The 13928-nt window shown below is 64.4% G+C and carries 12 protein-coding genes; all 12 read left to right on the top strand.

The window, feature by feature from the left end; genetic code table 11:
- Nucleotides 1–1443, top strand: a complete 1443-nt coding sequence (gene eccB, locus AC5Y5W_RS20340; protein WP_500022570.1) for a type VII secretion protein EccB — start codon at nt 1–3, stop codon at nt 1441–1443.
- The gene (gene eccCa, locus AC5Y5W_RS20335; RefSeq protein WP_500022569.1) at nt 1443–3677 is read left to right on the top strand and encodes a type VII secretion protein EccCa; all 2235 of its coding nucleotides are present in this window, start codon (nt 1443–1445) and stop codon (nt 3675–3677) included. Before eccB ends, eccCa begins: the two co-directional genes overlap by 1 nt.
- On the top strand, nt 3674–5449 hold the full coding sequence (gene eccCb, locus AC5Y5W_RS20330; protein ID WP_500022568.1) for a type VII secretion protein EccCb: 1776 nt from the start codon (nt 3674–3676) through the stop codon (nt 5447–5449). The genes eccCa and eccCb overlap by 4 nt, the downstream gene beginning before the upstream one ends.
- A 132-nt stretch (nt 5450–5581) precedes the next feature.
- Nucleotides 5582–5878, top strand: a complete 297-nt coding sequence (locus tag AC5Y5W_RS20325) for a PE domain-containing protein (protein WP_499889922.1) — start codon at nt 5582–5584, stop codon at nt 5876–5878.
- 44 nt (nt 5879–5922) lie between these two features.
- Nucleotides 5923–7257: a PPE family protein gene (locus AC5Y5W_RS20320; RefSeq protein WP_500022567.1), complete on the top strand. Its 1335-nt coding sequence runs from the start codon at nt 5923–5925 to the stop codon at nt 7255–7257.
- Nucleotides 7258–7350: 93 nt separating this feature from the next.
- Nucleotides 7351–7644, top strand: a complete 294-nt coding sequence (locus AC5Y5W_RS20315; RefSeq protein ID WP_499889925.1) for a WXG100 family type VII secretion target — start codon at nt 7351–7353, stop codon at nt 7642–7644.
- A gap of 28 nt (nt 7645–7672) precedes the next feature.
- Entirely contained in the window at nt 7673–7963 is a 291-nt protein-coding gene (locus tag AC5Y5W_RS20310; RefSeq protein WP_499889927.1) for a WXG100 family type VII secretion target, read from the top strand.
- 87 nt (nt 7964–8050) lie between these two features.
- The gene (locus AC5Y5W_RS20305; protein WP_500022566.1) at nt 8051–9439 is read left to right on the top strand and encodes a MinD/ParA family ATP-binding protein; all 1389 of its coding nucleotides are present in this window, start codon (nt 8051–8053) and stop codon (nt 9437–9439) included.
- Entirely contained in the window at nt 9436–10968 is a 1533-nt protein-coding gene (eccD, locus tag AC5Y5W_RS20300) for a type VII secretion integral membrane protein EccD (RefSeq protein WP_500022565.1), read from the top strand. Before AC5Y5W_RS20305 ends, eccD begins: the two co-directional genes overlap by 4 nt.
- A 46-nt stretch (nt 10969–11014) precedes the next feature.
- Nucleotides 11015–11326 (top strand): type VII secretion target, encoded by a 312-nt coding sequence (locus tag AC5Y5W_RS20295; RefSeq protein WP_500022564.1) that lies wholly within the window; start codon nt 11015–11017, stop codon nt 11324–11326.
- A 78-nt stretch (nt 11327–11404) separates the two neighbouring features.
- On the top strand, nt 11405–13288 hold the full coding sequence (locus AC5Y5W_RS20290; RefSeq protein ID WP_500022563.1) for an alpha/beta hydrolase: 1884 nt from the start codon (nt 11405–11407) through the stop codon (nt 13286–13288).
- Nucleotides 13272–13844 (top strand): lipoprotein LppJ family protein, encoded by a 573-nt coding sequence (locus AC5Y5W_RS20285; protein ID WP_500022562.1) that lies wholly within the window; start codon nt 13272–13274, stop codon nt 13842–13844. Before AC5Y5W_RS20290 ends, AC5Y5W_RS20285 begins: the two co-directional genes overlap by 17 nt.
- Nucleotides 13845–13928 lie beyond the last annotated feature (84 nt).

Genomic DNA, 13928 nt, shown 5'->3' with positions numbered 1-13928 from the left:
ATGGCGGGATTTCGGCTCACCACCAAGGTTCAGGTCAGCGGTTGGCGGTTCTTGCTGCGGCGCGTAGAGCACGCCATCGTGCGGCGAGACACCCGCATGTTCGACGATCCGCTGCAGTTCTACAGCCGGGCGGTGGGGCTCGGCATCGTGATCGCGGTGTTGATCGGGGTCGGCGCCGGACTGCTGGCGTATTTCAAGCCGCTTGGCCGGCAAAGCGGCGACAGTCTGCTCGTTGACCGCAGCACCAACCAGCTCTATGTGGTGATGTCGGGAACCGGAGAGCTGCACCCCGTCTACAACCTGACCTCGGCGCGGCTGGTGCTGGGAAGCTCGGGCAACCCGCACGCGGTGAAGTCCAGCGAGCTGGACAAGATGCCCAAGGGCCAGCGCATCGGCATCCCGGGCGCCCCGTACGCCACCCCGGTGACGTCAGATACTTCGTCGGACTGGACGCTGTGTGACACCGTCGCCAACCCGGAGAGTGTTGCTCCCGCCGTCCAGACTTCGGTGATAGCCATGCCTTTGGTTACCGATGCGTCGATAGGTCCGGTGCGGCCCAATCAGGCGCTGATCGCCTCCTATCAAGGCAGGGAATGGGTGGTGACCAAAGCCGGTCGCCACGTCATCGATCTGACCGACCGCGCGGTCGCCTCGGCGGTAGGGATACCCGTCACCGCGAGGGCCACCCCGATGTCGGAAGGTGTGTACAACGCGATTCCCGACGCCGGACCCTGGCAGGTGCCACCAATCCCCGCCGCAGGCGCGCCGAATTCTCTTGGGCTGCCGGAGAATCTGGTAATCGGGTCAGTGTTTCAAACCCAGAGCGAGACGGGTCCACAGAAGTTCGTGGTGCTGCCCGATGGTGTTGCCCGGGTGAACGCGACCACGTCAGCGGCCTTACGCGCAACCAATTCCTATGGGCTGATCGCGCCCCCGTCGATCGAGTCGAGCCTGGTCGCGAGGATTCCAGAGCGGGTGTACGGCTCGCCTCTGCCGGATGAACCGCTGAAGATTCTGCCTCGGCAGGAGGCGCCCGTGCTGTGCTGGTCGTGGGAGCGCGAGCCCGGCGACCAGTCCGCCAAAACTGCTGTGCTCACCGGCCGCCACTTGCCGATTTCACCTGCGGCGATGCGCACCGGTATCAAGCAGATCGAGGGGACCACAACAGTTTTCACAGATGGCGGAAAGTATGTGCGTCTCCAGTCTCCCGACCCGAAGCACGGTGAGGCGTTGTACTACATCGATCCACAGGGTGTGCGGTACGGGTTGCCGGACGAAGAGACGGCCAAGTATCTCGGCTTGACGTCGCCCAAGAACGCGCCGTGGGCTGTCGTGCGGTTGCTCGTAGACGGGCCGGTGCTGTCCAAGCAGGCCGCACTACTAGAGCACGACACCCTGCCCCCGGATCCCAAACCCCGGAAAATCGAAACCCGAGGCGGCTGATGACGACCAAGAAGTTCACCCCGACCGTCAAGCGAGGACCACGCCTGACGCCCGGCGAAATCACTGTCACGCCACCGGAAGACCTCGGCATTGAGATTCCGGCCTCGGGCATCCAGAAGATGCTGCCGTATGTGATGGGCGGCGGCATGCTGGGCATGATCGCGATCATGGTCTTCACCGGCGTCCGGCAGCTTTCACCGTACATGTTGATGATGCCGTTGATGATGATCATGACGACGGTGGGGTTCATGGCCGGCGGTGGTCCGGGCGGCAAGAAGGTCCCTGAAATCAACGCCGACCGTAGGGAATATCTGCGCTATCTGGCCGGTCTACGAACCCGCGTGACCTCATCGGCCAGCGCACAGGTCACGTTCTTCGGTTACCACGCACCACATCCCGACGATCTACTGTCGCTTGTCGGCACACACCGGCAGTGGTCTCGGCCGGCTAATGCCGACTTCTACGCGGCGACCCGCATCGGACTCGGCTCCGAGCCGGCGGTGGACCGGCTGCTGAGACCTGCACTCGGCGGTGAGCTGGCGGGGCCCGACGCCGCACCCCAGCCGCACCTTGAACCCGTAAGCCACATGTGGGTGTTGAAGTTCCTGCGCACTCACGGACTTGTCCACGATTGCCCGAAGCTGGTGCAGCTGCGCACTTTTCCCACCATCGCACTCGGCGGTGATCCGGAGGGCGCGGCCGGGTTGCTGAGAGCGATGATCTGCCACTTGGCCGTATTCCATCCACCGGACCTGTTGCAGATGCGGGTGCTCACCGAAGACCCTGAGGACCCAGAGTGGTCCTGGGTGAAGTGGCTCCCGCATCTCCAGCACCAGACCGACACCGATGCCGCCGGGACGACTCGGCTGATCTTCACCCGGCCAGACGGTCTGAGCGATTTGACCGCTCGCGGCCCGCACACACCGGATGCGGGTCCCGGCGGGCCCTACGTGGTGGTCATCGATTTGACCGGAGGCACGGCGGGCTTCCCAATGGACGGCCGTGCCGGCGTCACGGTCATCACGTTGGGTAATCACCGGTCGGCGTACCGAATTCGGGTCGACAAGGACGGCACCGCGGACGACCGCCTTCCTAACCAGACATTCCGGCAGGTGACGTCGGTGACCGACCGGATGTCCCCGGCACAAGCCACTCGGGTCGCCCGAAAGCTGGCCGGGTGGTCCATCACCGGGACCATCATCGACAAGACCACTCGAGTCCAGAAGAAGGTGTCGACCGAGTGGCACCAGTTGGTCGGTGCCCAGGGGGTCGAAGAGGTGCTGCCGAACCGTTGGCGGATGTTCGCCGACACCGACCAGGACCGACTGCGAATCCCGTTCGGTCATGAGCTCAGGACCGGCGACGTCATGTACCTGGACATCAAAGAGGGTGCGGAATTCGGGGCCGGACCGCATGGCATGCTCATCGGCACTACCGGATCGGGCAAGTCGGAGTTCTTGCGCACCCTGATCCTGTCGCTGGCCGCCACCCATCATCCGGACCAGGTCAACCTGCTGCTCACCGACTTCAAGGGTGGTTCCACCTTCCTGGGTATGGAACGACTGCCGCACACTGCCGCGGTTGTCACCAACATGGAGGAAGAGGCTGAGCTTGTCAGCCGCATGGGTGAGGTGTTGACCGGCGAACTCGACCGGCGGCAGTCGATACTGCGCCAGGCCGGTATGCAGGTGGGCGCTGCGGGCGCGTTATCCGGTGTGGCTGAGTACGAGAAACACCGGGAGCGCGGCGCTGACTTACGGCCTCTGCCAACACTTTTCGTCGTGGTTGACGAGTTCGCCGAGCTGTTGGCCAACCACCCGGACTTCATCGCCTTGTTTGACCGGATCTGTCGCGTCGGCCGGTCGTTGCGGGTGCACTTGTTGTTGGCGACCCAGTCGCTGAACACCGGCGGCGCGCGCATCGACAAACTGGAGCCCAACCTTACTTACCGCATCGCGTTGCGCACGACTAGTTCGGCGGAATCCAAGCAGGTGATCGGAACGCCCGAAGCGCAATACATCACCAACAAGGAAAGCGGTGTCGGGTTCCTGCGGGTCGGTATGGAGGACCCGGTCAAATTCAAGAGTGTCTACACCGGTACGCCCTACGTTCCCGCCATGGACGTTGACGGGGAAGTAAACGGTGAAGCGCCTGGTGTCCCGCAGCGCAGGCGAGATGTGCGCATCCACCGGTTCACCGCGGCACCGATCTTCGACCCGGCGGTGACGTCATGAGCATCGAACAAGAACCGCGGGTACTGCGCGAGGTGGTGCTGGATCAGCTTGGCACCGGTGAAGCTATCGCGTATCGAATGTGGTTGCCGCCGTTGATGGATCCGACTCCGGTCAATGAGCTCGTCGAGCGTGACATCCGGCAACCGTTGCGATTCGGCCTGGGGGTCATGGACGAGCCGCGCCGGCATCGTCAGGAAGTGTGGGGCATCGACGTTTCCGCAGCGAGCGGCAACATCGCCGTTGGCGGCGCCCCGCAGACAGGCAAGTCGACATTTCTGCAAACAATGATCTTGTCGGCTGCGGCCACCCACTCACCGCGCCACGTGCAGTTCTATTGCATCGATCTCGGTGGCGGTGGGCTGATTTACCTCGAAGACCTGCCGCATGTCGGCGGGGTGGCGACCCGATCCGAGCCGGACCGGGTCAACCGCATGGTTGCCGAAATGAAAGCCGTGCTGCGCCAACGGGAAAACATTTTCAAGCAGTATCGGGTGGGCTCGATCGCGGCGTATCGGCAGATGCGCGACGACCCGAATCATCCCGCCGCATCCGATCCCTTCGGCGACGTGTTTCTGGTCATCGACGGGTGGCCGGCGTTCGTCGGGGAATTTCCCGACCTCGAACCAATAGTGCAAGACCTGGCCGGTCAGGGGTTGGCCTTCGGCATCCACACCGTGATCTCCACGCCACGTTGGACTGAACTGAAGGCCCGGGTGCGCGACTATCTCGGCACCAAGGTGGAGTTCCGACTTGGCGACACCAACGAAACCCAGATCGACCGCATAACCCGCGAGATCCCGGCCAACCGTCCCGGCCGGGCGATCTCGATGGAAAAGCACCACCTGATGATCGGCGTTCCCCGGATCGACGGTGTGCACAGCGCCGACAACCTGGTTGAAGCGATGTCGGCGGCAGTGCAGCAAATCGCTCCCCTTCACACCGAACAGGCGCCCGAGGTCAGGGTGCTGCCCGAACGTATCCATCTGCACCAACTGGATCCGAACCCGCCGGGACCAGATGCGGATTACCGCGCCCGGTGGATGATTCCGCTTGGCCTGCGCGAGGCAGACCTTTCGGTGGCCTACAACAACATGCAGGTCACTCCGCACTTGCTGATCTTTGGTGCCGCGAAGTCGGGTAAGACCCGTATCGCTCACGCCGTTGCGCAGGCCATCTGTGCCCGCAACAGTCCTGATCAGGTGCGTTTCATGGTGGCCGATTACCGCTCCGGACTGCTGGACGCGGTACCGGATTCCCATCTGCTCGACGCGGGGGCCATCAACCGCAACGCCGCATCACTGGACGAGAACATCAAAGCGATGGCGATCAATCTGCGAAAGCGATTGCCGCCCGTCGACTTGACTGCCGCACAGTTGCGTGCGCGGTCGTGGTGGAGCGGGCCTGACATCGTGCTGTTGGTCGACGATTGGCACATGATCGTGGCAGCTGCCGGTGGAGTCCCGCCGATGACGCCGCTGGGACCGCTATTACCTGCGGCCGCGGATATTGGGCTGCACGTAATTGTCACGTGTCAAATGAGCCAGGCTGCCCGAGCAACCATGGACAGGTTTGTCGGTGTTGCATACGGGTCGGGATCGCCCACCCTATTTCTCTCCGGTGACAAACAAGAGTTCCCGTCCAGCGAGATTAAAGTCAAAAAAAGACCTCCTGGCCAGGCGTTTCTGGTGGCGCCGGACGCTAAAGAAGTCATCCAAGCGGTCTATATCGACCCTCCAGAAGAAGTGTCTGCACCACCCTCTCACGGCGGTTAGGATCGATTCGACAACTTCAACGCCGTAGGACGTGCTGATGCGCGAGGGGTGTCAAATCCCAGCCTGAAATGGTGCGCGGTCGTCCATAACGGTGAATGTGGATGTCCGCTACAAGGTGAGGAGAGATTTGAAATGCAACCCTTAGCAGTCGACCCGGCCATCGCCGCGATCGGTACCCAGGTCGTCGCGAACGGCACCCGCGGACTGGCCGCTGGCACCACAGCTTCGGCGGCGGTGACGAGCCTGATGCCGGCCGGAATCGACGAAGTCTCGGCGCAGGCCGCGCTGGCATTCGCGTCAGAGGGCGTGCAGACATGCGCTCTGAACAGCTTCGCGCAGGAAGAGCTCGCACGCGCCGGCGCAGCCTACGCGGAGGCCGCCGCAATCTATGCCGCGGTCGACGAGGGTGCCGCGGGCACGCTGATTTAGAGCGTCGGCCGAAGCAGTCACCTCGAGACCAGAGTTAGTACGCCATGGTTGGGTTGCCGCCGTTAGGCATCGATTTCGCCGCGCTGCTGCCGGAGATCAATACCTTCCGGCTGCAGGCCGGAGCCGGCGCAGAGCCGATGCTGCAGGCCGCCGCAGGCTGGGAGGCGTGGGCAATCTCTCTGGAGACTCAGGCTCTGGAGCTGGCCGCGAGCATGTCTGCGCTCAGTGGGGCGTGGTCCGGCATGGCCAGCGAACGGGCGGTGGCCGCGACGATGCCAATGGTGGCTTGGCTGCAGACGCTGGCGTTGCAGGCACAGAAGCGTGCCATGCAGGCAGCGGCACAGGCCGCGTCGTACACCGCCGCGGCCACAACCACCCCGCAGCTGCCCGAGATCGCGGAAAACCACATCACCAACTTTGTTCTGAACGCCACCAACTTCCTCGGCGTCAACACAGTGCCGATTGCGTTCAACGAGGCGGACTACGTCCGCATGTGGGATCTGGCTGCCGCCACGATGTACGCGTACCTGGCGGAGACCACCACCAATGTGATGTTCGAGCCGGTTTTGCCGGCGAAGCCGGTTGTCATCCCGGGTGTCGCCGAGGTAGCGGCGGGCGCGGCGCTGGGCCAGTTGGCCGCGAATGCGCCGGGTGCCGTCTACCGCGACGCGGTGTTCGCCCGGGCGGCTGCACAGGGCCTGGCCGAATCGGTCGGTTTGAAGGCGGGCGAGGCAGTGGGCGCGGGCAGCCAGGCGGCAACACTGGGGGAGGGTCAGGCCAGCCACGCGCAGAACGCGCGCCCGTCCGAGCAGAACGAGCTGACCCAAGGTCCGCAGCAGTTCATGCAGTCGGGCATGCAGATGGTCACCCAGATCGGGTCGCAGGCCGGCCAAATACCGCAGATGCTCCAGAGTCCGATGCAGCAGCTGACCCAACCACTGCAGCAGGTGACGTCGATGGTCAGCCAATTCGGCAGCGGCATGGGATCCGGCGACCACGGTATGCAGCAACTTGGCCTGATGGGGGCCAGTCCATTTTCCAACCATCCGCTGGCCGGCGGGTCTGGGGCCAGCACCGGCGCGGGCCTGGTGCGGGCGGCGTCACTGCCCGGCATGGGAGGCTCGGCGCCGCGCACACCCCTGATGGCGAGCCTGATCGACAAGGCCGGCCCGGTGTCGCCGGCCGCCGTCGAACCCGTCGGTGCAGCCGCGGGAGCGTCGGCCACCGGCGGAACGGCGCCGGTCGGTGCCGGCAGCGGCGGCGCGGGCGCGATGGGCCCGACCGGGCAGCGCGGAAAATCCGGCGGCACCAAGGGCGGGCTGAAGGCGCCCTCGCCGCTCACCCAGGACCTGGGCGAAGACGACGGCGACGACTGGTAGTCGTCCACCAAAGACTTCCCGGCCATTGGGGCCGGAAGACTCGCCCTGTGGCGAGGACAACAGGAAAAGAAAGAGATCAGCATGGGTGCACCAATGGAAGCCGATCCGGCTGTCCTCGCCACAGAGGCCGGCAACTTCGAGCGGATCGCAGGAGAGATCAAGGGTGTGATGGCCCGAGTCGAGGGGACAGCACAAGAATTGATGCCGCAGTTGCAGGGTAGTGCCGGCACTGCTGCTCAGGCGGCACTCGCCCGTTACAACGAGGCTGCCCTCGCGCAGGTGAAAGAACTCGACGACGTCACTGAGAACCTGCACCAGTCGAACATCCACTACACCAGCACGGACGAGGATCAGGCCGCCGGCGTTGCCGCTGCCATGAACTTCTGACCCCGACTCGAGAGAAACGGAGTATCACATGGGACAACCAATCACTTACAACTTCGCCGGCATCGAGGGCCACGCGACCGCTATTCACGGCGCGGTTGGTATCCAGGCCGGTCTGCTCGACGAGGGCAAGGGCTCGCTTGCGAGGCTGGCCGGAGCGTGGCAAGGCGACGCCCAAGGCGCCTACAACACGCTCATGATGCGGTGGGACCAAACGGCGAACGAACTGAACCTGGCCTTGCAGAACCTGGCGCAGGCGATTCACGAGGCCGGTGCGACAATGGGTCAAACCGAGGCCGCCAACACGGCTAGATTTTTCTAGCCCGGCGCGCACGAGGGGGCGAGTATGAGTTGTTGAGCTCGCCCACCTCGTGTCCCGCCGCAACCGACGAAGTCTTGAGAGGTGCTCATGTCGGCCGACTATGACCGGCTCTTCAACGCCCCCGAGGACGAGCCCGGGGACACAACGGCGCAGGTAGATCTGGACGCCGTTCGACGGTTCCAGCCACCGCCTCCGATGCCGGCGAGCCCACCCGCATCCCACGACGCGCCTACCCCGCCGATGCCTATCGGCGGGCCGCAGCCCCCGCCGTCGTGGCAAGCCCAGTCCGCACCGCAACCGGCGCCACGCACGGATATGCCCGCACCGCCACCACCGAATGGCAGCGCCGCGGCGCCCATGCCGACCGCCGGAACTACCGGCGCGCAATACGAGCGACCGCGTACGCCACCGCCCCAGCCGCCGCCGATGCAACCAGCACCGGCGCCGAGCCAACATTTCGCCGATTCGCAGCAAGAGGCAGGTGGCTGGCGCGCAGCCCCGCCGGCGCCGAGCCAGCCGCAGACGTCCGCGGCGACGATCGGCAATCACCGCGCTATCGACGCGTTGTCGCACGTCGGCGTCAAGTCCGCGGTCAAGATGCCGTCGCAACACGGCTGGCGCCATTGGCTCTACCTGCTGACCAGGATGAACCTCGGTCTGTCTCCCGATGAGCTCTACGAATTGGACCTGCAGATGCGGGTCCGGCGCAACGCCCGCGATTCGTATCAGATCGGTGTGCTGGGCTTAAAGGGCGGCGTCGGAAAGACCGCTGTGACTGTGGCTTTGGGTTCGGCGTTGGCGAAAGTGCGGGGTGACCGAATCCTGGCTATCGATGCCGATCCGGGTGCCGGAAACCTCGCTGATCGCGCGGGGCGCCAATCTGCGGCCAGCATCGCGGACCTGCTCGCCGACAAATCACTGTCGCGATACAACGACATCCGCGCGCACACCAGCATGAACGCCGCAAACCTCGAAGTGTTGTCCTCCGAGGAGTACAGCGTGGCACGCCGCGCATTCAACGACGACGACTGGCAGGGCGCCACCGACATCGTGTCGAGGTACTACAACCTCGTGCTGGCCGACTGCGGGCCGGGCTTGTTCGATTCGTCGGCCAAAGCTGTGCTGTCGACGGTTTCGGGCATCGTCATCGTGGCCAGCGCGTCGATCGACGGCGCGCGCCAGGCGGCGATCGCTATGGACTGGCTGCGCCAAAACGGTTACCAGGACCTGCTATCGCGCGCGTGTGTGGTGATCAACCACGTCGTGCCGGGTAAGCCGAATCTGGATGTCGACGATCTGGTGCAGCAGTTCGAACGCCATCTGCAGCCTGGCCGGGTCCTCGTGTTGCCGTGGGATAAGCACGTCGCGGCGGGAACCGAGATCCAACTCGACCTGCTGGGCTCTACCTACCAGCGCAGGATCCTCGAGTTGGCCGCGGCGCTGTCCGACGACTTCGACCGGCTCGAACGGCATTGAGCGCCCCCGCCGCCGCAGCCTCGGCCACCTCGGGCACCACGCCGAGCAGACCGGCGACCACCCGCGTGACGATCCTTACCGGCAAGCGGATGACGGACTTGGTGCTGCCCTCGTCGACCCCGATCGAGACCTATATCGACGAGACCGTCTCGGTGCTGGCCGACCTGCTGGAAGACACGCCTGCTGACGTCCTGGCCGGCTTCGATTTCTCCGCGGGCGGGGTGTGGGCGTTCGCTCGTCCGGGTGCTCCGCCGCTGAAACTCGACAAATCACTCGACGACGCCGGAGTCGTCGATGGGTCGTTGTTGACGCTGGTGGCGGTCAGCCGCACGGAGCGGTATCGACCGCTGGTCGAGGACGTCATCGACGCCATCGCGGTGCTCGACGAATCACCACAGTTCGATCGGCGCGCGCTGAATCGCTTTGTGGTGGTGGCCCTTCCAGTAGTAGCGCTGGTGCTGTCCGTGGCGTCGGCGCTGGCCTGGAGTAACACGGGGCATCTGCTCTGGTGGGCGCCGGCGCTGGGCGTTTTGGCCGTCGGTCTGCTGGTCGGCAGTGTCGTCGCCAGAAGCCGGTATGGGAACCTGAAGATGGCGGAGAGCCTGCTCGTTGCGGCGTATCCGGTAGTCGCGGCAGCGGTCGCGCTCGCGATCCCGCTGCCGCGCGGTAGTGACTCGCTGGGCGCGCCTCAACTGGCGGCCAGCGCGGTGGCCATCCTGCTCTTGACGCTGGCCACGCGCGGTGGGCCGCGTCGGCGCGCCGAGCTGGCTTCGTTCATCACCGTCTCGGCTACCGCGGTGATGGCGGCGGCCATCGCCTACGGCTATGGCTGGCAGTACTGGGTGCCGGCTGGCGCAATTGGCTTTGGGCTGTTCGTCGTGACCAATGCGGCCAAGCTGACGGTCGCTGTCGCGCGGATTGCGCTGCCGCCGATTCCTGCGCCCGGCGAGACCGTCGGCAACGAGGAGTTGCTCGACGCCGTCGAGGCTCCCGAAGACGTGGACGAAGAGTCGGCGACTTGGCAGGCCATCCTGGCGTCGGTGCCCGACTCTGCGGCCCGGTTGACCGAACGCAGCCGGCTGGCCAGGCAGTTGCTGATCGGTTTTCTTTCGGCCGGCACCCTGGTGCTGGCCGTCGGTGCGATCGCGGTGGTGGTGCGCGGACACTTCTTCATCCACAGCATCGTGGTGGCCGGTTTGGTTACGGTGATCTGCGGGTTCCGGTCGCGGTTGTACGCCGAACGCTGGTGCGCCTGGGCGCTGCTGACCGCCGTCGTCGCTATCCCGACGGGTGTGATGGTGAAGGTGAGTCTGTGGTATCCGGACAGCGCCTGGCTGGTGTTGAGCATCTACCTGGCGGGTGCGGTCGTCGGTGTGATTGCCATCGGCGCAAGCGGGAGTGGCCGTCGTGTCTCGCCGGTGACCAAGCGGCTCCTCGAATTGGCCGACGGCGCGGCGATCGCCACCGTCATCCCGTTGCTGCTGTGGATCGCCAGCGTCTACGACCTGATCCGCAATATTCGCGGCTGATGCCGACGTCCGCCCTAAGAGGGCTTCCCGCAACGGAGTTCGGCCCATGAGCGGCGGGCAGGATCTGGCTGTTGACGCCGACGCGGTCGGTAAAGTCGGCAGCACATTCAGCCAGGCCGGCGGCGAACTGGCCGCACTCAACGCGGACGCTCCCCTTGGCGATGCGGCCGCGGTGGGGTCGCAGTTGGCCACCGCGGGTGCTTGCCGGAAGGCGCAGTCGGCCGTCGCCGCTCAGGCCGCGGCGTTGGCGAAGGAAACCGACGAATACGGCGGCAACCTGAAAACCGCCGCGGCCGAATACCGCAACACCGACCGCACAGCGGGCGACGCGATTCACAAGGTCGAATTCGGCAAGTAAGTCGCGCTAGTTGATGCACTGACACCGCTTATCCCGGTGGTACGGTTTTGAAATCGGCCGTTCGAAAGGCATGGCTGCATGGGTGTTTCGGTCTCGACGGTGGAGGGGTCGCACCCTGAAAAGCTCGTCGACGCCGCCGAACAGGTTTCCGGCAAGATCACCACCTTGGAAACCATCATGGCCGGCGAGCGGGAGGACTTGGCATATCTGCAGCAGTCCTGGCAGGGCGAGGCCGCCAGCGCTGCGCTGGCCGAGGGTTTGCGAAAGCTGGGCAAACAGGAGCGGTTTCGTCTCAGGTTGCAGGAACTGAAATCCGCACTCAACAACGGCGGAGAGCAACTCGGCGCCCTGCGTAAAGCAATCGTGGAAATGGTCCACACATTGGTGAAGTTGGGTTTCTCGGTCAGCGATGATGGTGTGGTCACGCCACACCAGTGGCTGGTCGGACGGTTCCTGAACGGGGTGGCGGAGAAGCTGACAACTGTCCTCCAGCAACTGCTGAAAACCTTCGACGAAGTCGATCAAGCCACTGCTGCGGCGATTGCACAGGCGTGTGGCTCGTCGATTCCTAATCCTCCGGTCAACGTGGCGGGCAAAGACATTCAGATTCCATCGCCAGACACCAGCCCCGAGGACGTTAAGAAGTGGTGGGATTCGCTCAGTGACGAGCAGCGACAAGCACTCATCGCGCAGCACCCCCCGCTGCTGGGCAACCTCGGCGGCGTCCCGGCCGACGTTCGCGACCAAGTCAATGTGCAGGTGATGGACGACGACATCCATCGCGTCGAGGACATTGCCAACCGCCACCACGTCTCGATCGATGATGTGGCCAAAAACCCAGGGGCCTACGGACTTTCGGCCGACGACGTTACTCGCTATCAAAACGCCAAGAATACGCAGCGTGGTCTTTACCATGACATGGGGATTGACGATTACCACGGCGACTACAAAGGCCTCGCCCAGTATGCCAAAGACCACAACCTGGACATATCCAAGCTGCGGCCGGCAATGCTCTGGGCCTATGACCCGCTGGCGTTCAACGGTAAGGGCAAGGCAGCAATCGCGATTGGAAACCCGGACAAGTCGCCGAACACGGCGGTCATCGTGCCGGGTACGGGCGCCAGCGTGAAGTCGGGATGGTTATCCGACGGCCACAATGATGCGATCAATCTCTACGATCAATCGGCACTGGCCGATCCAACCCATCCCACCGCGGTCATCGCGTGGATGGGCTACGACACCCCTTCGAGCTTCAACGATCTCAACGTCGGGAACCCGGGCCTTGCCCAAACCGGTGGGGACCTGCTCGCGTGGGATGTCAACAGCCTGGGTGTCACTCACCAAGGCGGCGTAGGGGAGCACGTCACCGTCATCGGCCACTCATACGGGTCGACGACGGTGGCCGACGCGTTTGCCCGCAGCGGCATGCACGCCAATGATGCTGTGCTACTGGGTTGTCCGGGCACTGATGCGGCGCGCACCGCTGCCGACTTCAACCTCAATGGCGGCCACGTCTACGTCGGCGACGCTTCCACTGACTTCGTCGGTTGGCTCGGCGAAGCAGGCGGAGTGCCCAATGCGCTCAACGATGCTCTAGGCAATCCTGTTGGAGCGGCAGCGGGCTTAGGCACCGACCCGGCCCACGAGGGCTTTGGTGCGACGCGGTTTCGTGCCGAAGTTCCGGGCTCAGAATTCATCCGCAGAGAAGACCATTCGTACTACTACCACGTGGGCAGCGAGTCGCTGCGCAGCATGACCGACATCGTCAGCGGTCATGGCGACAATCTGGGACGCGAGGGACTGTTGGCCGGGCAGCGGGTGGACGTCCCCTATCCCGTCACACCGACCGAAGTGCAGGTTCCAGGCATCGGCAAGGTCCCGGTGCCGCACATCGATCTCCCGTGGACTGACCCTGAATGGAACCGGCCGGGGGCGTCTGTGACGGATGACCATGGTTTCTAGTAACCGTCGAGATAGCCGCCTACGGCGAGGACCGGCGTTATTGACCGTCGCCCCGCTTATCGCGGTCGTTGTTCTTGTCCTAGGAGGATGCTCGCAGATGTTTCCATCGCAAAACCGCGCGGCCCAACCTCCGGAGCCGCTCTCCGAGGAGCAGGCCAAGGCCCAGGTGATCGACCCAGCCAAACAGATCGCCAAAGTCACCGACTTACCCGACCTGTCCGGGACTTTCGAGTGGGAGTCGTGCAACGACCAAGGGGATCCGCCCTATCGCGGCAGGGTGGACATGTTGTTCACCGTGCCCGCCGGCGTCGACCGCCAGGCCTACTTCCAGCAGATCGCCGCCACGATGGCTGGACAATCCGGCTGGTCCGCCGGCCCGCCACCGGGTATGCGCCCGTTCGGCGCCGCGGTCCACAAAGACGGGGTCATGGTCATCATCGGGGAGAGCGGCACCGTCGGGCATCACGGCTCCATCCGGCTGTTCGGTGAGTGCCGCAACATGGCGGATCACCACACGGATAACGGCTTCCAACGCATCACCGACGAACTGGGATGACGGCTCGATTGACCGGCCAGCATCCTCTTTCGACGGTGGCGGCAAAATTCGTGCACGCGACGTGTCAACCGACCGGTTATGATT

The sequence above is a fragment of the Mycobacterium sp. NGS51 genome, from assembly GCF_059812525.1.
Note: the sequence above shows the minus strand (reverse complement) of the source record. Positions and strands in the feature narration are given on the sequence as shown.

What these genes read in the sequence shown, in the direction of transcription:
- eccB (WP_500022570.1), top strand. Translation starts at nt 1, where the DNA reads ATGGCGGGATTTCGGCTCACCACCAAGGTTCAGGTCAGCGGTTGGCGG.
- eccCa (WP_500022569.1), top strand. Translation starts at nt 1,443, where the DNA reads ATGACGACCAAGAAGTTCACCCCGACCGTCAAGCGAGGACCACGCCTG.
- eccCb (WP_500022568.1), top strand. Translation starts at nt 3,674, where the DNA reads ATGAGCATCGAACAAGAACCGCGGGTACTGCGCGAGGTGGTGCTGGAT.
- AC5Y5W_RS20325 (WP_499889922.1), top strand. Translation starts at nt 5,582, where the DNA reads ATGCAACCCTTAGCAGTCGACCCGGCCATCGCCGCGATCGGTACCCAG.
- AC5Y5W_RS20320 (WP_500022567.1), top strand. Translation starts at nt 5,923, where the DNA reads ATGGTTGGGTTGCCGCCGTTAGGCATCGATTTCGCCGCGCTGCTGCCG.
- AC5Y5W_RS20315 (WP_499889925.1), top strand. Translation starts at nt 7,351, where the DNA reads ATGGAAGCCGATCCGGCTGTCCTCGCCACAGAGGCCGGCAACTTCGAG.
- AC5Y5W_RS20310 (WP_499889927.1), top strand. Translation starts at nt 7,673, where the DNA reads ATGGGACAACCAATCACTTACAACTTCGCCGGCATCGAGGGCCACGCG.
- AC5Y5W_RS20305 (WP_500022566.1), top strand. Translation starts at nt 8,051, where the DNA reads ATGTCGGCCGACTATGACCGGCTCTTCAACGCCCCCGAGGACGAGCCC.
- AC5Y5W_RS20295 (WP_500022564.1), top strand. Translation starts at nt 11,015, where the DNA reads ATGAGCGGCGGGCAGGATCTGGCTGTTGACGCCGACGCGGTCGGTAAA.
- AC5Y5W_RS20290 (WP_500022563.1), top strand. Translation starts at nt 11,405, where the DNA reads ATGGGTGTTTCGGTCTCGACGGTGGAGGGGTCGCACCCTGAAAAGCTC.
- AC5Y5W_RS20285 (WP_500022562.1), top strand. Translation starts at nt 13,272, where the DNA reads ATGACCATGGTTTCTAGTAACCGTCGAGATAGCCGCCTACGGCGAGGA.